Origin of the sequence: Pseudomonas japonica (genome assembly GCF_013522925.1) — a bacterium.
In the GTDB taxonomy this organism is placed as follows: domain Bacteria; phylum Pseudomonadota; class Gammaproteobacteria; order Pseudomonadales; family Pseudomonadaceae; genus Aquipseudomonas; species Aquipseudomonas japonica_A.
In genome coordinates this window covers 37,050-56,918 of record NZ_JAAMQU010000012.1, presented here as the reverse complement: position 1 = coordinate 56,918, position 19,869 = coordinate 37,050, and the positions used below count along the sequence as shown (strand labels likewise).

The 19,869-nt window shown below is 61.1% G+C and carries 18 protein-coding genes, 2 tRNA genes and 1 pseudogene; 13 read left to right on the top strand and 8 right to left on the bottom strand.

Annotated elements, in window-relative coordinates; genetic code table 11:
• Nucleotides 1-12: 12 nt before the first annotated feature.
• From G7016_RS18815 to G7016_RS18805, 3 genes are all read right to left on the bottom strand, one after another.
• Nucleotides 13-234: an FmdB family zinc ribbon protein gene (locus tag G7016_RS18815; protein WP_181117248.1), complete on the bottom strand. Its 222-nt coding sequence runs from the start codon at nucleotides 232-234 to the stop codon at nucleotides 13-15.
• 123 nt (nucleotides 235-357) lie between these two features.
• Entirely contained in the window at nucleotides 358-702 is a 345-nt protein-coding gene (locus G7016_RS18810; RefSeq protein ID WP_181117247.1) for a ribbon-helix-helix domain-containing protein, read from the bottom strand.
• A gap of 238 nt (nucleotides 703-940) precedes the next feature.
• Nucleotides 941-1,414: a Dps family protein gene (locus tag G7016_RS18805; protein WP_181117246.1), complete on the bottom strand. Its 474-nt coding sequence runs from the start codon at nucleotides 1,412-1,414 to the stop codon at nucleotides 941-943.
• A 368-nt stretch (nucleotides 1,415-1,782) separates the two neighbouring features.
• Here G7016_RS18805 and G7016_RS25395 point away from each other — a divergent pair.
• Both G7016_RS25395 and G7016_RS25195 read left to right on the top strand, forming a co-directional pair.
• Nucleotides 1,783-2,103: pseudogene (locus G7016_RS25395) on the top strand (cold shock domain-containing protein membrane protein); the annotation flags it as partial.
• Nucleotides 2,104-2,187: 84 nt separating this feature from the next.
• Complete coding sequence (locus G7016_RS25195) at nucleotides 2,188-2,385, top strand: cold shock domain-containing protein (RefSeq protein WP_225776263.1); 198 nt, start codon at nucleotides 2,188-2,190, stop codon at nucleotides 2,383-2,385.
• A 7-nt stretch (nucleotides 2,386-2,392) separates the two neighbouring features.
• Here the strand turns inward: G7016_RS25195 and G7016_RS18795 are convergent, their stop codons facing one another.
• Nucleotides 2,393-2,602 (bottom strand): SlyX family protein, encoded by a 210-nt coding sequence (locus G7016_RS18795; RefSeq protein WP_181117244.1) that lies wholly within the window; start codon nucleotides 2,600-2,602, stop codon nucleotides 2,393-2,395.
• Nucleotides 2,602-3,027, bottom strand: coding sequence for an HIT domain-containing protein (locus tag G7016_RS18790; RefSeq protein WP_181117243.1), 426 nt, complete (start codon nucleotides 3,025-3,027; stop codon nucleotides 2,602-2,604). The genes G7016_RS18795 and G7016_RS18790 overlap by 1 nt, the downstream gene beginning before the upstream one ends.
• Nucleotides 3,028-3,773: 746 nt before the next feature.
• Here G7016_RS18790 and G7016_RS18785 point away from each other — a divergent pair.
• The 3 genes from G7016_RS18785 (at nucleotide 3,774) to G7016_RS18775 (ending at nucleotide 7,872) form a co-directional block, all read left to right on the top strand.
• The gene (locus G7016_RS18785) at nucleotides 3,774-5,081 is read left to right on the top strand and encodes an OprD family porin (RefSeq protein WP_181117242.1); all 1,308 of its coding nucleotides are present in this window, start codon (nucleotides 3,774-3,776) and stop codon (nucleotides 5,079-5,081) included.
• Between the two features lie 119 nt (nucleotides 5,082-5,200).
• Nucleotides 5,201-6,916 carry a proline--tRNA ligase gene (locus G7016_RS18780; protein WP_181117241.1) on the top strand — a complete coding sequence of 572 codons (1,716 nt, stop codon included), beginning with the start codon at nucleotides 5,201-5,203 and terminating at the stop codon, nucleotides 6,914-6,916.
• A gap of 17 nt (nucleotides 6,917-6,933) precedes the next feature.
• Nucleotides 6,934-7,872, top strand: coding sequence for a hypothetical protein (locus tag G7016_RS18775; protein ID WP_181117240.1), 939 nt, complete (start codon nucleotides 6,934-6,936; stop codon nucleotides 7,870-7,872).
• Nucleotides 7,873-7,946: 74 nt separating this feature from the next.
• Here the strand turns inward: G7016_RS18775 and dinB are convergent, their stop codons facing one another.
• The gene (dinB, locus tag G7016_RS18770; RefSeq protein WP_181117239.1) at nucleotides 7,947-9,008 is read right to left on the bottom strand and encodes a DNA polymerase IV; all 1,062 of its coding nucleotides are present in this window, start codon (nucleotides 9,006-9,008) and stop codon (nucleotides 7,947-7,949) included.
• A 173-nt stretch (nucleotides 9,009-9,181) separates the two neighbouring features.
• Between dinB and G7016_RS18765 the strand changes: the two genes are divergently transcribed.
• The 4 genes from G7016_RS18765 (at nucleotide 9,182) to G7016_RS18750 (ending at nucleotide 13,631) form a co-directional block, all read left to right on the top strand.
• Nucleotides 9,182-9,258, top strand: a tRNA-Met gene (locus G7016_RS18765).
• Between the two features lie 162 nt (nucleotides 9,259-9,420).
• Nucleotides 9,421-9,497 (top strand) — tRNA-Met (locus G7016_RS18760).
• Nucleotides 9,498-9,714: 217 nt separating this feature from the next.
• Entirely contained in the window at nucleotides 9,715-12,357 is a 2,643-nt protein-coding gene (gene mprF, locus G7016_RS18755; RefSeq protein ID WP_181117238.1) for a bifunctional lysylphosphatidylglycerol flippase/synthetase MprF, read from the top strand.
• The gene (locus G7016_RS18750) at nucleotides 12,357-13,631 is read left to right on the top strand and encodes a virulence factor family protein (protein ID WP_181117237.1); all 1,275 of its coding nucleotides are present in this window, start codon (nucleotides 12,357-12,359) and stop codon (nucleotides 13,629-13,631) included. The genes mprF and G7016_RS18750 overlap by 1 nt, the downstream gene beginning before the upstream one ends.
• A gap of 60 nt (nucleotides 13,632-13,691) precedes the next feature.
• Here G7016_RS18750 and G7016_RS18745 read toward each other — a convergent pair whose 3' ends face one another.
• Complete coding sequence (locus tag G7016_RS18745; protein WP_375139183.1) at nucleotides 13,692-15,533, bottom strand: potassium transporter Kup; 1,842 nt, start codon at nucleotides 15,531-15,533, stop codon at nucleotides 13,692-13,694.
• A 300-nt stretch (nucleotides 15,534-15,833) separates the two neighbouring features.
• Between G7016_RS18745 and rimO the strand changes: the two genes are divergently transcribed.
• From rimO to tsaA, 4 genes are all read left to right on the top strand, one after another.
• Nucleotides 15,834-17,171 carry a 30S ribosomal protein S12 methylthiotransferase RimO gene (rimO, locus tag G7016_RS18740; RefSeq protein ID WP_181117235.1) on the top strand — a complete coding sequence of 446 codons (1,338 nt, stop codon included), beginning with the start codon at nucleotides 15,834-15,836 and terminating at the stop codon, nucleotides 17,169-17,171.
• 66 nt (nucleotides 17,172-17,237) lie between these two features.
• Nucleotides 17,238-17,705 (top strand): GNAT family N-acetyltransferase, encoded by a 468-nt coding sequence (locus G7016_RS18735; protein WP_181117234.1) that lies wholly within the window; start codon nucleotides 17,238-17,240, stop codon nucleotides 17,703-17,705.
• A gap of 62 nt (nucleotides 17,706-17,767) precedes the next feature.
• A complete protein-coding gene (locus tag G7016_RS18730) occupies nucleotides 17,768-18,229 on the top strand; it encodes a YehS family protein (RefSeq protein ID WP_181117233.1) in 462 nt (153 codons plus the stop codon).
• Between the two features lies 1 nt (nucleotide 18,230).
• Nucleotides 18,231-18,926, top strand: a complete 696-nt coding sequence (tsaA, locus tag G7016_RS18725) for a tRNA (N6-threonylcarbamoyladenosine(37)-N6)-methyltransferase TrmO (protein WP_181117232.1) — start codon at nucleotides 18,231-18,233, stop codon at nucleotides 18,924-18,926.
• A gap of 49 nt (nucleotides 18,927-18,975) precedes the next feature.
• Here tsaA and fpr read toward each other — a convergent pair whose 3' ends face one another.
• A complete protein-coding gene (gene fpr / locus G7016_RS18720) occupies nucleotides 18,976-19,755 on the bottom strand; it encodes a ferredoxin-NADP reductase (RefSeq protein WP_181117231.1) in 780 nt (259 codons plus the stop codon).
• Between the last annotated feature and the right edge of the window lie 114 nt (nucleotides 19,756-19,869).

Here is a 19,869-nt window from a genome sequence, read left to right as displayed (position 1 = left end):
AAGGGGGGCAACTCAGTCGGCCTTGTCGGCGCCAGCGAGGTTTTTCTTGGCGCCGGTCTTGAAATCGGTTTCGTACCAGCCAGTGCCGCCCAGCCGGAAACCGGCGCGGGATACGGTTTTCTTCAACTGTGCCGCCGCGCAGGCCGGGCAGTCGGTCAAGGGGGCGTCACTGATTTTCTGGATGGCTTCCAGTTGGTGACCACAGCTTTCGCATTGGTAATTGTACAGGGGCATATTACAGGCGCTCGGCTACAAACGTGGCCCTGATGGGCGCTGGTTGACGTAAGCGCGGAATTATATCTGGTTAACCGCGCCCACCTGCAAGCGCCCCGCTATGCGTTCATCGCCTTAAAGCAGTCAATCACGGCCTGGTGCACGGTCTTGGCCGTCCTGTTCCAGCAGATACGCCACACACACTACCCGTACCAGCCCGCTGAAATTCTTCACGCCGCCGTGGCGCAAATGCACTTCCCGGTCCAGATACGACAACAACTGGCTCACCGAGCATCCGTTTCGCCCAGCCAGGGCCTCGAGAATGTTCCAGTACACCTGTTCGAGGCGCAGGCAGGTAGCGAAACCGTTAAGCCTCACCGAGCGGGCAGTGGGTTGCGCCAACGCCATGTCGAAATCTTTCTGGAATGGATCAAGCAGCAGCTTCGCCGCGCCGCAGCCGCGAACGGGATTAGGGCAATCAGTAAACATCAGAGCACCTTCCTTGGCAGTGTCCGCGCACGCAACGGCGCAGCCCAGGCCTATCTAAACCCTGAGACGTGGAAGGCGGGAGGGAGCGAAGCGATAAGAAAGGTAGGAAAACGGCCTTCAGGCCGCAGGCCTGGAGGTACAAGCCATAAGCTGCAAGCCTCAAGCCGCAAGCCGTTCGCGGTGGCCGTACCACCGCATTCCAGCTTGAAGCTTGCCACTTGCCGCTTGAGGCCCGGTGTTACTGGTTCTCGAGCATGGCACGGAGCATCCACGCGGTTTTCTCGTGGGTTTGCATGCGCTGGGTCAGCAGGTCGGCGGTCGGCTCATCGCTGACCTTTTCCAGCAGCGGGAACAGGCTGCGCGCAGTCCGAACCACGGTTTCCTGACCGGTGACCAGTTGCTTGATCATTTCCTCGGCCGCAGGCACGCCCTCTTCAACCTTGATGTTCGACAAGCGCTCATAGGTGGCATACGTACCTGGCGCCGGGAAGCCCAGCGCACGGATACGCTCGGCAATCGAGTCGACCGCCAGAGCCAGTTCGTTGTATTGCTCTTCGAACATCAAATGCAGGGTGCGGAACATCGGGCCGCTGACATTCCAGTGGAAATTGTGCGTCTGAAGGTACAGCACGTACGTGTCCGCCAGCAGGCGCGACAAGCCGTCAACGATCGACTTGCGGTCTTCTTCATTGATACCGATATCAATTGCCATGGAGTTCCCCTTGTTGGTTTAAACGTTTCAAAAGGTGCACGGGCTACTGTAACAAGAGCGCCTGAATGGCGCAGCCTCCCCTTTGCGACAGGGCCAGGCGCCGGACGTCGGCAAAGGGGGTGCAAAGTGCCACGCCAGCCGGATGGAATTGAGTCCGGGGGGTAGTTTCCTGTTAAATACCCAGTGTGTCGCTCGCGCATTTCCAATTCCCTTCGAGTCACCGCTTCCTTTTCTGTTCCATGCGGTTGTCATGCAGGGCCGGTGCGCTGGCGCATAGGCCTATCCCTCCGGTCGTCCGTTCACATTACACACGTGTGCCACGAGGGATCAGCGCTTCTTGATCCTCTGAAAAAATGTGAGTCATAAACATGTTGAAAAACGTTCATCTCCTAACGGGCGCGGGCGCATTGCTCCTGGCAGCCCTGCCCGGCCTTGCGCCGGGCGCCCTGCCGTACTTGTCGCAGACCGATGCCTTTCATCTGGCCTTCATCGGGTTGGGCAACCTGCTGTTCGCCCCGCTGATCCCACAGTGGAAACACAACCCGCGCCAAACGCTGCAAGGCTTTGTCAGTGCCTTGCTGGTGCTGGCTGCGGTGCTTCAGGCATTGGTGCTCTACGCGCCCTTGCCGCTGGTAGCTGGCGAACCCGCGGTATGGCTCGGCCTGCTGTCCATGCTTGCTGCCGTGTTCCTGCAGCTTGCGGCCAGCCGCCCGAAGAAATACGTAGCCCCCGCGCCGGCGAGCTTCAACGCGGCCAACCGTGATACCGGGACCGTGAAGTGGTTCAACACCTCGAAAGGCTTCGGGTTCATTTCCCGGGATTCGGGTGATGACATCTTCGTTCACTTCCGCGCCATCCGTGGCGAAGGCCACCGCGTACTGGTCGAAGGCCAGCGCGTGGAGTTCTCTGTAATGAACCGTGACAAAGGCCTGCAGGCCGAAGACGTAGTGGCGGCCGCCCCAGGGCGCTAATAACGTTTCAGTAATGGGGCGGTGGGGGTTCCTCTCCGCCCTCTTCAAACTGCCCACCAGCCATTTCCCGATAACGCTCTATCAACTGCCCCAGTTGCGCTTGCATATGGGTCAACTGACGTTGCTGCTCCACCAGTACCTCGTTCAAGGCCTGGATGGTGTCTTCCTGGAATGCCAGGCGGGTTTCGAGCTCGGTTACACGGTCGTCAGTGCTCATCAATTCTCTACCCACGTGAACGTGGCGGGCAGCATGGCCCGCAAGGTGTCTTTCAGCGCATCGAGCTGTTCAGGGCGATATTCAACCGCTGGTACCTTTCCCCATACCGGAGCTGGCCATGCCGGATCTGCGGTGTAACGGGCAATCACGTGAACATGTAGCTGCGCCACGACATTTCCCAGGGCGGCCACATTGATCTTGTCGGCCTTCAGTGCCGTTTTCACGCCTTCAGCGAGCTGGGCGGTTTCTACCGCAAGCTGGGCTTGCTCGGCCTCGGTGAGCTCGAATATTTCAGTGGTAGCCGCACGACGTGGCACAAGGATCAGCCAGGGATAGTTGGCATCCTTGCTGAGCAGCAATCGACAAAGGGGAAGATCCCCCAGCACCCAGGTATCGGCCTGCAGGCGTGGATCGAGTTCGAACATGGCGGGCTCCTGTGAAGACGAAAGCGGCAATTGTGCCACGGGACGCCAATGTTCACCCGGCACCGCTCCGCTTTGGATCATTAAAGTGAGCAGTCGCACCATTACGAGGCCTGTAGGCTGCTGTTTCGAATACGAATGGCTGACTCGGCAAGGCATTCTGGCTCCAAAAGCCTCTCTCCCGACAATCACAATCTGACCGGGGCTTGCCAAGCGGTGGGTTTGGGCTAGCCTCTGTCAGCGCCAGTGCTACTTTTCGCACCATTTAGGAACATAGCGGCTACTATCAGTGCACCGGAACCGTTGATCATCAATAAGTAACGTGACATTGGTAACACTCTGCCGAGGTTTTGCGGAGCACCATATTAAAGCGTGAAGGGTGTCAAGCCTGAGCCGAAGGGGCTTTGACCCCAGTGGCAGCGGGGTTTTCCGTTGCCTCGCGAAAAAAAGTGAAAAAAATGTGAGCTGGCGGCAGAGTTGAGCACAGTTGTTGCAATTGCTTCGATACGCCGCACACGGCAGGGACGTCGGCCCAGTGCTTACCTCGCGAAATGATCGAGGCAGCAAACACGACGCGACAGGTTAACAGCGGCATGTGAAGCGGTTCCCGGGAGGCGTTTCAGTGTGCACAGGACAGAACAAGGTAGGCGCAACCCCGGTTACGCCCTCCGAATTAAAGAAAGAGCCGACCTGATAAAAAACCAAGCGGCCGGCAGTACTCTTCCTAAAAACCAAAGGAGCAAGTCACGATGAGAGTGATGAAGTGGAGCGCAATCGCACTGGCAGTAACCGCGGCGGCGACCTCGCAGCTGGCAATGGCTGAAGCCTTCGTTAGCGATCAGGCCGAAGCCAAGGGTTTTGTTGAAGACAGCACGCTGAATCTGCTGCTTCGCAGCTACTACTGGAACCAGGACAACAAAGACACTGCCGCTGATGGCAAAGGGGCCTATGGTGCCGTCCAAGGCGTCTACAGCTCCGGCTTCACTACCGGTACCATCGGCGTAGGTTTTGATGCCTTCGGCTACTTCGCAGCCAAGCTCGACGGCGCCAGCGATGGCACCGGCAACCTGCCGGTAGGCTCCGATGGCGATGCAGACTCCACCTTCAGCAAGGGCGGCGCAGCGGCGAAGTTCCGCATCTCCAAGACCATGCTGAAAATCGGCGACATGCAGCCCTCCACCTCTCCTGTGTTTGCAGTCGGCGGCTCGCGCATCACGCCTCAAACGGCCAGCGGCATCAACCTGATGAGCAGCGAGATCGACGGCCTGGACCTGGAAGCCGGTCACTTCTACTCTGCCAGCTCCGCCTCCAACAGCAACCGTGATGGTGAGCTGTGGGCGACTTATGCCGGCGTTACTGCCAGCACCGTCGACTTCGGTGGCGGCCGCTACACCATCAACGACAACCTGAGCGTCGGCGCTTACGTCTCCGAATTCAAGGATGTGTGGAACCAGTACTACGGCAACGTGAACTACATCCTGCCGTTGACCGACGACCAGTCCCTGACCTTCGACGCCAACTACTACAACACGCAGGACCAAGGCAGCGCCAAGGCTGGCGACATCAACAACAACACTTACTCTCTGGCGGCGGCGTATTCGTTCCTGCAGGCCCACACCGTTACCCTGGCCTTCCAGAAAGTGAACGGCAGCACTGCGTTCGACTATCTGGGCGTGGGTAATAACGGTTCCGGCGAAGGCGCGGACTCGATCTTCCTGGCCAACTCCATCCAGATCTCGGACTTCAACGGCGCCGGCGAGAAATCCTGGAAGCTGCAGTACGAGCTGAACATGGCCTCCTACGGCGTGCCTGGCCTGACTTTCATGACCCGTTACGTGAAGGGTGATGACATCAAGGGCTACTACGGTGAGCGCTTCGCGAGCGACGCTGACCACCACGAAACCAACGTTGAAGCCAAGTACGTCGTTCAGGAAGGCCCGGCCAAGAACCTGTCCTTCCGTACCCGCCTGGCCTGGCACCGCGCCAGCGCTGAGCAGATCGACGGTAATGGCAACAACTTCCGTCTGATCGTCGACTACCCGATCTCGATCCTGTAATCGAATCACGGGTAACTGCTCCACCGAAAAGCCCGGCCCAGCGCCGGGCTTTTCATTGGCGGCGCTTGCTCCGTACAATGCCCAGCTCTATCTGAATTCAGCAACCGACACGGCCTACCATGCGCACCAGTCAATTCCTGCTCGCCACACTGAAAGAAACCCCGTCCGACGCGGTGGTCATCAGCCATCAGCTGATGCTGCGCGCGGGGATGATTCGCAAGCTCGCCTCCGGCCTGTACACCTGGCTGCCGATGGGCCTGCGGGTGATGCGCAAGGTGGAAGCCATCGTACGCGAGGAAATGAACGCCGCCGGCGCCCTGGAAGTGCTGATGCCGGGCATCCAGCCTGCCGAACTGTGGCAGGAATCCGGCCGCTGGGAGCAATACGGCCCCGAATTGCTGCGCCTCAAGGACCGGCATGCCCGGGATTTCTGCGCGGGCCCTACCCACGAAGAAGTGATTACCGACATCGCGCGCAACGAGCTGAACAGCTATAAACAGTTGCCGATCAACCTGTACCAGATCCAGACCAAATTCCGCGATGAAATCCGCCCGCGCTTCGGCCTGATGCGCGGCCGCGAATTCATCATGAAGGACGCCTATTCCTTCCATGCCGACCAGGCTTCCTTGCAGGAAACCTACGACCGCATGCACCAGGCGTACTGCAATATCTTCTCTCGCCTGGGCCTGAACTTCCGCCCCGTTGAAGCCGACAACGGCTCGATCGGTGGCGCCGGCTCCCACGAGTTCCATGTGCTGGCATCGTCGGGTGAAGACGACATCGTGTTCAGCAACGGCTCGGACTACGCCGCCAACATCGAGAAGGCCGAAGCGCTGCCGCGGGAGACCGCCCGCGCCGCCGCCTCCGAGGCATTGCGCCTGGTGGACACGCCGGATACCAAGACGATCGCTGCACTGGTGGAAGGCTTCGACCTGCCCATCGAAAAAACCGTCAAAACCCTGGTGGTGCATGCCGCCGAAGCTGGCAAGCTGATCGCTCTGGTCGTTCGCGGCGATCATGAGCTGAACGAAATCAAGGCTGCCAACCATCCGCTGGTGGCCAGCCCGCTGGTAATGGCCGGTGAGGCCGAGCTGCGCGAGGCCATCGGCGCAGGCGCAGGCTCGCTGGGCCCGCTGAACCTGCCGCTGCCCTGCATCATCGACCGCTCCGTGGCCATGATGAGCGACTTCGCCGTGGGCGCGAACATCGACGACAAGCACTACTTCGGCGTGAACTGGGAGCGTGACCTGCCGCAGCCGGAAATCGCCGACCTGCGTAATGTGGTCGAGGGCGACCCTAGCCCGGATGGCAAGGGCACCCTGGAGATCAAGCGCGGTATCGAAGTGGGCCATATCTTCCAGCTGGGCACCAAGTACAGCGAGGCGATGAAAGCCCAGGTACTGGGCGAGAACGGCAAGCCGGTGACCATGACCATGGGCTGCTACGGCATTGGCGTTTCCCGCGTGGTGGCCGCAGCCATCGAGCAGAATCACGACGCCAACGGGATCATCTGGAGCGATACCCTCGCCCCCTTCCAGGTGGCCCTGGTACCGCTGCGTTACGAGACCGAGCAGGTGCGCGAAGCCACCGACACGCTTTACCGCGAGCTCACCGCCGCCGGGATTGAGGTATTGCTGGATGATCGCGACAAGAAAACCAGCCCGGGGATCAAGTTTGCCGACATGGAACTCATTGGCATCCCTCACCGCATCGTCATCAGCGATCGCTCCCTGGCCGACGGCAAGCTGGAGTACAAGCAGCGGACCGAAAGCGACGTCCAGAGCCTCGATGTGACCGAAGTGCTGCCGTTCCTGCGGGCACGCCTGGGCCGTTGATCACCGAGTAAGCGTTCATGTCTACACGAAGTTTTTCCTGGCCCGGTGTCGCCGCCTTGTGCGGCGCCTGCCTTCTGGCCGGATGCGCGAACCAGATGTCCCAGCGCAGCGAGCATGAGGCACGTACCGAGCGCAAACCCATCGAGCATCACCTCTCGGTGGACATTGGCGAGCCGTTGATGGACCAGCCCCAGCGTCGGGTTCGGGTAATGGAGCAGGCCACGTTCGAGGCAACGGATTTCGACGTAACCCGCCGTTATGACCGTTACACGCCGTATCAAGCCTGGCGGGAGTTCTATGAGGTTCCGTTGGGCGCGGTGGCGATCGTTGGTGGTGTGGCGGCCAATGCGCTCAACGTGGTGCTGCTTGGCCGGCTGCCGGAAAACGTCACGCATGGCTGGATCAACTACGGCTTTGCCGGGATCAACCCGTTCATGAACGCGCAGTCCAACGGCCGTGCGGAGCAGAACCTGGCCGCGATCGACGAGGTGCAGGGTAACAAGCGACAGGAAGTGACCTTGGAGCCTTGGGCCGAAAAGCCCGTTGAAGTCACCGCTGGGCCGGAAGTTTATGCCCTGAACACGGACCGCAAGGGCTACCTGCGCCTGAACCTGCTGGATGCGCCGTTCGCCGACCAAGAGTTGCAACATGTGGATCGGCTGGTGCTGACGGCCAGGGACGATGACGGCACCTCACGCGCCACGGCCACCCTGCAACTGGCCCCCACCCTGCGAACCCGAGTTACCGAAGCTCACAAGCTGATCTATGACGACCTTGAGGACGACGAGGTAAGCCAGTGGGTATACCGGGTAAAACGGCTGTCGCAGTTGGGCTTCGAGGACGAGGCCAATGAGCTGCAACAAAGCTTGCTGGAGCTCACCCACAACGACCCGGAGTTGCAGCGTGACTTCATCAAGGCCTTGGCCAAGGATGCGGGCCGCAAGGTAGACCAGTAACCTGATAGCATTGGTGTACGAACTTCGCTGGCACCCGCTCCCGCCGCTTACAGAGGCGGGAGCGCTGCCCGCACCTATTCCCCAAACAATTCCAACTGGGTAAGCGCACCGCGCAAGTCGTGCAACCGCACCCCTATGCCGAGCAAACGCACGGGCTTGTTTCCGCGGGCATAGGCCTGGGTCAACAAGCTGCGGTAGCTGTTCAGGTCCCTCGCGGCGTTGGCCTGTTCCAGGGTGGTCTGGGTGAAGTCGTGAAACTTCACCTTTACGAAGGGCTTTCCCAATCGGTAGCTGTCATCGATCCGTTGCAGGCGGCCGGCGAGGGTTTCCATCAGCTCGGGCAGTTTATCCAGGCAGGCCTCCAGCCCTGGAAGATCATGGTCGTAGGTGTTCTCCACGCTCACCGACTGCCGCCGGCTATCCACATGCACGGGGCGATCGTCGATACCCCGCGCCAGTTGATACAACCGCTCTCCAAAACCTCCAAACTCCCGGATCAGGTTCAGCCGTGACCACTGCAGAAGGTCGGCGCAACGTTCTATGCCCAGGCGCACGAGCTTTTCTGCCGTGACCTTGCCTACCCCATGCAGCTTGGCCACAGGCAGGTCGGCAATGAAGGCGTCCACTTCGGCGGGCGTAATGACGAACAGCCCATTGGGCTTGCGCCAGTCGCTGGCGATCTTGGCAAGAAACTTGTTTGGCGCCACCCCTGCTGACACGGTGATATGCAAGCGCCGGGCGACATCCTGGCGAATGGCCTGAGCAATGCGCGTTGCGCTGCCGCTGAAATGTGGCGACTCGGTAACGTCCAGGTAGGCCTCATCCAGCGAAAGCGGCTCGATCAGGTCGGTGTACTGTTGGAATATCGCGTGGATTTCCCGGGAGGCTTCTTTATAGGCATCGAAGCGAGGCCTTACGATGGTGAGATCTGGACACAGCTTCAGCGCATGCCGTGAGGACATGGCCGAACGCACCCCATAGGCACGCGCTTCATAGTTACAGGTGGCGATCACGCCTCGCCGATCGGCGGAGCCACCCACGGCCAGAGGCTTGCCCGCAAGCTGGGGATCGTCGCGCATTTCGATCGCGGCGTAAAAGCAGTCGCAGTCGATATGAAGTATTTTCCGCTGTGCCATCACTGATCGAAATCGTTTGATACAGGTGAATGAATATACAGTGTTTTCGAACGGCTCGCCTGCCCTGCTGCGTCGTCGCGCATCAATCAAACGCTAAACATTTGACCTAAAAGCAGTTTTCCGTAGATAACGGTTGACATGCGCAGCGGCAAGCGTAGAATCCACCCCACAGACGCGGGATGGAGCAGTCTGGTAGCTCGTCGGGCTCATAACCCGAAGGTCGTCGGTTCAAATCCGGCTCCCGCAACCAAATACGAAAGGCCACTTGAAAAAGTGGCCTTTTTTATTGCGCCTGAATCACTGCGGACCCTCGCTTGTGATACCCCAGCGCAGTGCGAACCGATGCACAAAGGTCTTGAAGCAGATTCATGTTGACTTCCTGCCAAACGTCCCTATAATGCGCAACCACAGACGCGGGATGGAGCAGTCTGGTAGCTCGTCGGGCTCATAACCCGAAGGTCGTCGGTTCAAATCCGGCTCCCGCAACCAATTAAAGAAAGGCCACTTGAAAAAGTGGCCTTTTTTTTTGCCTGTGCCAACCTTGGTGCTGTCTGGTGCAACCACTGTAGGCATGAACTTCCCTCCTGCCGGAAGGGTCTGGTCGAAGAGCGGGCAGGCACAGAATTTCGCAAAAATTTCATTTTGTAGGGATTGGTAAGTTGTTCAGATACCTCCATCCTGTCGCGCTCAATAGGCGAGGTCATTGATGCGCCCCGAAATGCCTGAAGTAAACGACACCCCAACTTCTCCAGAACCTCTACCCCGCGGCCGTCTACGGTGGCTGGAACTGCTGAGCCAATACCGCCAGCCTTTGGGGATCGGGCTTACCCTGGTCATGTTTGCCATCGCGTTGATCGCCTGCCGGCGAATGCTTCGCGACCTGGACATCTATGCACTCCACGATTCGGTAGCGGCAACGCCGAGCTCCGCGCTGCTGGCCGCGCTAGGGTTCACCGTTGCCGGGTTTGTAGTGCTGCTGGGCTATGAATGGTCTGCATCGCGGTACGCTGGCGCCGCCCTGCCCCCTCGCGCCCTGGCGACAGGCGGGTTCACGGCGTTCGCGATCGGCAATGCGGTCGGGCTGTCGCTGCTGTCTGGTGGATCGGTCCGGTACCGCTTGTATTCACGACTGGGTGTAGGCCCGGCAGAAGTCGCACGCATGACGCTTTTCGCCAGCCTCTCGCTGGGCTGTGCGCTGCCCCCCCTGGCGGCGCTCGCTTGCCTTAGCGACCTGTCGGCTGCTTCCACTGCCCTGCGCCTGCCACCCGCATTGCTCGGGGTTATCGCCGCAGCGGTGTTGCTGCTCACGGCGGGGCTGGCGGTAGGTGTATACCGTCGGCGCGCGCCCGTGCAGCCGTTCCCGCACAACCTGATCGTTCGTGCCGGGCGCAGCACCCTGCGGCTGCCATCACTGCGGCTGTGCCTGTTGCAGCTGGTGATCACAGCCCTGGATGTCGCGATCGCCGCGGCCGTGCTTTATAGCCTGCTGCCCGAGGCGCCGCCCTTCGGTGCTTTCCTGCTGGTCTACCTGCTGGCACTGGCTGCAGGGGTGCTCAGCCATGTACCCGGTGGTGTAGGCGTTTTCGAAGCCATCCTGCTGGCTGCCTTTGCGAACCAATTGGGCGCCGCTCCCTTGGCCGCGGCCCTGCTCCTCTATCGGCTCATTTATGTAATGCTGCCGTTCCTGGTTGCCTGCCTGTGGTTGCTGGCCACAGAGGCCCGCCGCCTGCTGTTCGCGCGCAACGCCATCCGGGCGGCTTCGGGGCTGGCTGCGCCCATTCTGGCGGTGTTGGTGTTCCTGTCAGGCATGGTGCTGCTGTTTTCGGGCGCCACCCCGGAGATCGACACCCGGCTGCGCCACATGGGCTTCTTGATCCCGCACCGGCTGATCGACGCCTCGCACTTCGCGGCAAGCCTGATCGGCGTGCTTTGCCTGCTGCTGGCGCAAGGCTTGCGCCGCCGCCTGTCCGCCGCCTGGATGTTGACCGTGATCCTGTTGCTCGTGGGCGCGCTGTTGTCGCTGCTCAAGGGCTTCGACTGGGAAGAGGCCAGCGTACTCACGCTCACCGCCTGCCTGCTGGCAGTGTTCCGTCGCTCGTTCTACCGGCCCAGCCGTTTGATGGAGCTGCCGCTGTCCCCCTTCTACCTCATGGCCGCTGCCTGTGTGGTTGGCGCATCGATCTGGCTGCTGTTCTTCGCCTATCAGGATGTGCCCTATAACAACCGCCTGTGGTGGCAGTTCACCCTGGATGCCGATGCCCCCCGCGGCTTGCGCTCGGCATTGGGCAGCGCTGTGCTGCTGGTGGTAGTGGTACTGACCTGGCTGCTGCGCACCGCGCGGCCAGTGATTCACCTGCCCGGCCGAGATGAATTGGAGCGGGCGCACAAGATCCTCATGGCTTCGCATCAACCCGACGGTGGCCTGGCACTTACCGGCGACAAGGCGTTGCTGTTCCACCCCAACGACAAGGCATTCCTGATGTACGCCCGTCGGGGCCGCAGCCTGGTAGCGTTGTACGACCCCATAGGGCCTACCCAGCCCCGGGCAGAAATGATCTGGCAGTTCCGCGACCTGTGCGACTTTCACCATGCGCGCCCGGTGTTCTATCAGGTGCGGGCCGAGAACCTGCCCTTCTACATGGACATCGGCCTTACCGCCATCAAGCTGGGCGAGGAAGCCCGGGTGGACCTGCGCCGGTTCGATCTCGAAGCCAAGGGCAAGGAGATGAAAGACCTGCGCTACACCTGGAACCGGGGCACCCGCGATGGCTTGAGCATGGAAATCTACGAGCCCGGCACCGCGCCGCTCGATGAACTGAAAGTTATCTCCGACGCCTGGTTATCAGGTAAGAATGTACGCGAGAAAGGGTTTTCCCTTGGCCGCTTCAGCCCGGACTACCTCAAGCATTTCCGTATCGTGATCATCCACTTCCAGGGCCGGCCGGTGGCGTTCGCCAACCTGCTGGAAACCAACAGCCATGAACTGGCCAGCCTGGACCTGATGCGCTCACATCCGGAAGCACCGAAGCTGACCATGGAGTTCATGATGGTGGGGCTGATCCAGCACTACAAACAGCTGGGTTACGGCCGTTTCAGCCTGGGCATGGTGCCGCTGTCCGGCCTGCAGCCGCGGCGTGGTGCGCCCCTCACGCAGCGGCTGGGCTCGATGGTGTTCCGCCGGGGCGAGCAGTTGTACAACTTCCAGGGGCTTCGCCGGTTCAAGGATAAGTTTCAGCCTGACTGGGAACCTCGTTACATGGCCGTGCCCGCGGGGCTGGATCCGCTCGTGGCGCTGGCTGACACCGCCGCCCTTATTGCAGGCGGCCTGACTGGATTGGTGAAACGCTGATGATTCGACGTTACTGGCGCCCCGCGCTGTTTGCGCTGTTGATCGTGATCGTAGTAGCAGCCGTGGTTTTCTGGTGGGTGAACCGTCCGGTGCCACCTGCAACGGCAGAGCCTGTAAAACTCAGTGACGGCAGCGAAGCGACTTTGGTAACCCCAGGCCAGCGCGCGAAAAGCGTGATGGCGGTGGCGGTGCCGGCCGATCAGGTACTCACCGAGCGGCAGCTGACTGACCTTAGCCGCACGGGCGCGGCGCGCATCATTCAGGTGGTTCTACCCAAGGAAGACTGCGTTGCCCAGCAGGCCGCCTTCGATGCCGCGCTCAAGCAGTTGAAGGCCGCTCCCGACGTTGTCGGTGGCATTGGCCCGGGTGCCTCGCTCGCCTGGCACTGGCTTGCCACCCAAGGCAACGACAAGGCCCGCGCAGTGTCGGTGGACTTCACCGTCGAGCAGCCCAACTGCAAAGCGGACGTGCCGAAAAAAGCCGACCACGGCAGCTGGTCCGTTGCCTGGAACGACTGGCCAGACGACGTGAGCGCGACCTTCGTACGCGGCCAGGCGAACGCCCAGAACAGCATCAGTGACTACGACGTAAAGCTCCCGCAACTGCTCAAGACGCAGTTGACCCAAGCGGTGATGGGAGAAAACGACAAAGGCCTGAAAATGCCCGTGGTCGAAGTGCCGTCGAGCAAACCGAATGACACCGTGACCCTGTTCCTGTCGGGTGACGGCGGCTGGCGCGACCTGGACAAGGACGTGGCCGAGGACATGGCCAAATCCGGCTACCCCGTGGTGGGCATCGACACGCTTCGCTATTACTGGCAGCACAAGTCGCCGGAAGAAAGCGCCGAAGACCTGGTAGAGCTGATGCAGTACTACCGGCAGAAATGGGGCGCCAAGCACTTCGTGCTGGCGGGCTATTCCTTCGGCGCGGACGTACTACCTGCCATCTATAACCGCTTGCCCGCCGAGGAGCAGGCCCGGGTAAGCAGCATGATCCTGCTGGCCTTCGCCCGCAGCGGCAGCTTCGAGATCCAGGTTGAAGGCTGGCTGGGCCAGGAAGGCAAGGAAGCACCCACCGGCGTGGAACTGGCCAAGGTGCCAGGGGCGAAGGTGCTGTGCGTGTATGGCGCCGAGGAAGCCGACGAAAGCGGCTGTACCGAAGCCACCGACACCGGCGAGAAACTCCAGCTGCCCGGGGGCCATCACTTCGATGAAAACTACCCGGCCCTGGCGCAGCGCCTGATTCAAGCGATCGACAAGCGCAACGCTCAATAAAGAAGGGCCGCTCCCGGGCTTTACCGCCCGGGAACCGCGCCCCGATGAACATACGGCTTGCTACATCTCCACCTGCGTACCCAGTTCGATCACCCGGTTCAGCGGCAGCCTGAAGAAGCGCAGGTTACCGTTGGCATTCTTGAGCATGAAGGCGAACAGCCCTTCTCGCCAGCGGGCCATGCCGGGCAGGCGGGACGGGATGACGGTTTCCCGGCTGAGGAAGAAGGTGGTGCGCATCGGGCTGAAATCCAGGTCCTCGAGGTGGCACAGCGCAAGCGCCGCCGGCACGTCGGGCTCGTCCATGAAGCCGTAATGCAGGATCACCCGGTAAAAGCCTTCGCCAAATGCCTCGACCTCTACCCGTTCCTGTGCGGGCACGCGCGGCTGATCCTCGCTGAGCACCGTAAGCAGCACGATCTGCTCGTGCAGTACCTGATTGTGCAGCATGTTATGCAGCAAAGCGTGGGGGACGGCGTCCTGCCGGGCAGTGAGGAACACCGCTGTGCCTTGAACACGGTGCGGCGGCTGCACCCGAATGCTGCCAATGAAGATAGGCAGCGGCAGGCTGCCTTCGTCCAGGCGCTCGACCAGCAGCTGTTTTCCGCGCTTCCATGTGGTCATCAGGATAAACAACGCAGCACCTGCCAGCACAGGGAAGGCGCCGCCTTGGACCACCTTCGGCACGTTCGCGGCAAAGAACAGCATGTCCACCATCAGGAAGCTGCATAGCAGTGGCACAGCCACTACCACAGGCCACTTCCACAACCGCAGGATCACCGCCGACAGCAATACCGTGGTGCACAGCATGGTACCGGTCACCGCTACGCCGTAGGCTGAGGCCAGCGCACTCGACGACTCGAAGCCCAGCACCAGCAGGATCACGCCCACCATCAGCAGCCAGTTGACGGCGCTGATGTAGATCTGCCCCTGCTCGCTGCTGGAGGTGTGCTGGATGTGCATGCGCGGGATATAGCCTAGCTGGATGGCCTGGTGCGTGAGCGAGAACGCACCGGAAATCACCGCCTGGGACGCAATTACGGTGGCCATGGTGGAAAGCACCACCAGCGGAATCAGGGCCCAGCTCGGCGCCAGCAGGAAGAACGGGTTACGCGCCGCTTCGGGGTTTTCCAGCAACAGGCCACCCTGACCGAAGTAATTGAGCACCAGGGCCGGCAGGATGAGGGCAAACCAGGCGCGGGCAATAGGCTTGCGGCCGAAGTGGCCCATGTCGGCATACAGTGCCTCTGCCCCGGTCAGGGCCAACACCACGGCACCCAACACTGCGATGCTGATGCCCGGGTGGCTGGCGAAGAAACGCACCATCCAGATCGGGTTGATGGCGTGGAGTACTTCGGGGTGATGGGAAATACCCAGCACGCCGAGCGCGGCCAGCACCACGAACCAGCACACCATGATCGGCCCGAACAACTTGCCGATACGGGCGGTGCCGTGTTTTTGCAGGATAAACAGGCCGATCAGGATAACCAGCGCCACCGGGATCACCCAGTGCTCCACCCCGTCGAACGCCAGCTCCAGGCCCTCGACCGCGGACAATACCGACACCGCCGGAGTAATCATGCTGTCGCCGTAGAACAGTGCGGCGCCCACCAGGCCGAACGCTACCATTACGGAACTTACCCGGGGGTGGCCGGCCACAGCGCGGCGTGCCAAGGACAGCAATGCCATGGTGCCCCCTTCGCCCTGGTTGTCAGCGCGCAGCACGAACAGTACGTACTTGATCGACACTACCCAGATGAGCGCCCAGAAAATAAGCGACAGCACCCCAAGCACTCCCTCATGGGTGACGGTAACCCCATATCCGCCCATGAACACTTCCTTGAGGGTATACAACGGGCTGGTACCGATGTCGCCATAGACCACGCCCACTGCCGCGACCAGCATGCTCAGCGGCTTCGCCGCGGCATGGCCGCCCTCTGCCTCATTGCTTGCCTGAACCATCCACTTCTCCTGCTACCCTTGATCCCGGCTTCGAGCGCCGAGCGGTGTTTTTGTTTCGTGCCCGTTGCAGCGCGCAACCGGTGCTTCACGAGGGGGCGAAGCATAGCGCAGCGCTGGTCGCATTTCCCCCGTTTAACGCTGGCAATGAAGCGCGCGCATCGCTAGAATTGCGCACTTTTTGATCAGACGCGCCCAGCGCGCAACCGGGTGAACCCACGGCTTCGCCCCACACCGAGGTTAGTCATGTCTACTGTCACTCCGCCCGCCGCCAATCCAAAGGTCGGCTTCGTTTCTCTGGGCTGCCCCAAGGCCCTGGTCGATTCGGAGCGGATCCTGACCCAGCTGCGCATGGAAGGCTACGAGGTCGTCCCTACCTACCAGGATGCCGACGTGGTGGTGGTCAACACCTGTGGCTTTATTGACAGTGCCAAGGCCGAATCGCTCGAAGTGATCGGCGAAGCCATCGCCGAGAACGGCCGCGTGATCGTGACGGGCTGCATGGGCGTGGACGAAAGCGTTATCCGTGACGTGCACCCCAGCGTGCTCGCCGTGAGCGGCCCCCAGCAATACGAGCAGGTGGTGAACGCCGTGCACGAGGTGGTGCCACCGCGCCAGGACCACAACCCGCTGATCGACCTGGTACCACCGCAGGGCATCAAGCTCACGCCGCGCCACTACGCCTACCTGAAGATTTCCGAAGGCTGCAATCATAGCTGCAGTTTCTGCATCATTCCGTCCATGCGCGGCAAGCTGGTCAGCCGCCCGGTGGGCGATGTGCTGGATGAAGCCCAGCGGCTGGTGAAGGCCGGTGTGAAGGAACTGCTGATCATTTCCCAGGACACCAGCGCCTATGGCGTAGACGTGAAATACCGCACGGGGTTCTGGAATGGCCAGCCGGTGAAAACCCGCATGACCGAACTCTGCCAGGCGCTCAGCACCCTGGGCGTGTGGGTGCGTCTGCACTACGTGTACCCCTACCCGCATGTGGACGAGCTGATCCCACTGATGGCAGCCGGCAAGATCCTGCCGTACCTGGACATCCCGTTCCAGCACGCCAGCCCCAAAGTGCTGAAGCTGATGAAACGCCCAGCTTTCGAAGACAAGACCCTGGCGCGCATCAAGAAGTGGCGCGAGCTGTGCCCGGAGCTGGTCATCCGTTCCACGTTCATCGTGGGCTTCCCGGGCGAAACCGAAGAAGACTTCCAATACCTGCTGGAGTGGCTCACCGAGGCGCAGCTGGACCGCGTGGGTTGCTTCCAGTACTCCCCCGTGGAAGGCGCGCCAGCCAACGAACTGGCCGACGCCGTGCCGGATGACGTGAAACAGGACCGCTGGGATCGCTTCATGGCGCATCAGCAAGCGATCAGTGCAGCACGCCTGCAAACCCGCGTGGGCCGCGAGATCGAAGTATTGATCGACGAAGTGGACGAGCAAGGCGCCATTGGCCGGTGCTTCTACGACGCGCCGGAAATCGACGGCAATGTGTATGTAGAAGCCGATCGGCCGCTCAGCCCGGGTGACAAGGTAATGTGCCGCGTGACCGAGGCGGACGAATACGACCTGTGGGCAACCGCCCTCTGAGGTTGCAAGAAAACAACGCCCAGGCGGGCTATAGTGGTGCTGGCAAGTGTCAAGGAGACCTTAGCCATGCCAGCGCCCTTTTCCATCGGTACCCCGGGCCCCGGGGACTATCCCGAGCTGCTTCGTGTGTGGGAAGCCTCAGTGCGGGCAACTCATAGCTTCCTTCCGGACAACTATATCAACGAGTTGAAAGCGCTCATGCTCGAGCGCTACCTCGACCTGGTGATGTTGATTTGCATCCGTGATGGCAACAAACGAATAGCAGGCTTTGCCGGCGTTGCCGCGGGAAGGGTGGAAATGCTGTTCATCGACCCGCCCTATCGCGGGCGCGGGCTGGGCAAACGGCTGTTGTGGTACGCCATCGACCACCTCAATGCCGAGGCCCTGGATGTGAACGAGCAGAACGCGCAAGCCGTGGGGTTTTATTTCAGGCAGGGGTTTGAAGTGGTCGGCCGCAGCGAAGTGGATGGCATGGGCCAGCCGTATCCCCTCTTGCACCTGCGCCTGGTTGCGCGCCCTGCCCGCTCGGCCTGAGCAGCAGGCGGCTGCGGCAGGTACACTATGCGCTTTTTACGCTCAGGGGCTTTTGACTACCCATGATTCACAACGATGTACTGCGCGGCCTGCGCTACATGCTCAATATCAGCGACGGCAAACTGGTCGACATCATCGCGCTGGGCGGCCTGGCCGTGCCGATCGAAGCGGTGCGCACCTACCTGAAGAAGGAAGACGAAGCGGGGTTCGTTCGCTGCCCGGACGCGGTGATGGGCCACTTCCTGGACGGCCTGGTGGTTCATCGCCGCGGCAAGGACGACAGCCGCCCGCCGCAACCTGTGCAACTGCCGGTGACGAACAACGACATTCTGAAAAAGCTTCGTGTGGCCTTCGAGCTGCGCGAAGACGACATCCGTCAGATTCTCGAACGGGTCGATTTTCCCGTATCCAAGCCGGAGCTCAGTGCGCTGTTCCGCAAGGTTGGCCACGATAACTATCGCCCTTGCGGCGACCAGTTACTGCGTAACTTCCTCAAGGGCCTCACGCTCCGGCTGCGCCCCTGACATGACCTACACAATGGCACCCGTGGGTCATGTGCGGTCATGCTTCAAGGAAAAATTCGCTATCCCCCGGCAACCGGCACTGGCCAGCGCTGCCCGGGGCTGCCTGGAACTGCTGGCGCCCTACGACCGCGCAGAAGCGGTGCAGGGCCTGGAAGGTGTAAGCCACGTGTGGCTGCTGTTCGTGTTTCATCAGGCGCTCGAAGCACAGCCACGGTTGAAGGTCCGCCCCCCACGCCTGGGCGGCAACCGCAGCATTGGTGTGTTCGCCACTCGCGCAACGCATCGCCCTAACGGGATAGGCCAATCCGTGGTTAAGCTGGACCGGGTAGAGCCGGGAAGGCTATGGCTATCCGGCATCGACCTGCTCGATGGCACGCCTGTTCTGGACATCAAGCCTTACGTTCCCTACGCCGACCAGGTGCCGGGCGCGGTGAATATCCTGGCCGACGCGCCGCCCCCAGGGGTGGCGATGGAATGGAACGAGCAAGCGCTTGAACAGGCGAGCGCACACGGCCAGCGACTGGGCGAGCCCCTGGTAGCACTGATCGAACAATGCCTGGGGCAAGATCCCCGCCCTGCGTACCAGGTACCCGAGCCAAGCCGCCAATACGGGGTAAAACTATGGGACGTGGAAGTGCGCTGGCATTACCCTGACCTCCACACCATCAAGGTGCTGGAGGTTGTACCCCAGGCATGAAAAAGCCGCTCGGCCTCTACAGCGGAGCGGCTTTTTTACGCCAGCGAGCTTATTTCTCGACGAAGGCACGCTCGATCAGATAGTCGCCCGGCTCGCGCATGCGCGGCGAAACGGCCAGGCCGAAGCTGTCGAGCACTGCGCTGGTTTCGTCCAGCATGCTCGGGCTACCGCAGATCATCGCGCGGTCGTCCTGCGGGTTGATCGGCGGCAGGCCGATATCGGCGAACAGCTTGCCGCTGCGCATCAGGTCGGTCAGGCGGCCCTGGTTGCGGAACGGTTCACGGGTAACGGTGGGGTAGTAGATCAGCTTGTCACGCACGCCCTCGCCGAAGAATTCGTTCTGCGGCAGGTGCTCGGTGATGAACTCGTGGTAAGCCACTTCGTTGGTGTAGCGCACGCCATGCACCAGGATCACTTTCTCGAAGCGCTCGTAGGTTTCCGGGTCCTGGATGACGCTCATGAACGGCGCCAGGCCGGTGCCTGTGCTAAGCAGGTACAGGTGCTTGCCGGGCTTGAGGTCGTCGAGCACCAGCGTACCGGTAGGCTTCTTGCTGATGATGACCTCATCGCCTTCTTTCAGGTGTTGCAGCTGGGACGTGAGCGGGCCATCCGGCACCTTGATGCTGAAGAACTCCAGATGCTCTTCCCAGTTCGGGCTGGCGATGGAATACGCGCGCATCAGTGGGCGGCCGTTGGGCTGCTGCAGGCCGATCATCACGAACTGGCCGTTCTCGAAACGAAGGCCCGGGTCGCGGGTGCACTTGAAGCTGAACAGGGTATCGTTCCAGTGATGAACACTGAGCACGCGCTCGTGGTTGAAGTTGCTCATTGAAGAAAGGCTCCTGAAAACTCGGTACCCTGTCTGGCAGGTGCATGCCTGGCAGGCGCCGACACTGCGGCATGATTGCGCGGTATTCTAGAGCCCGCCACAATATCTGTTAAA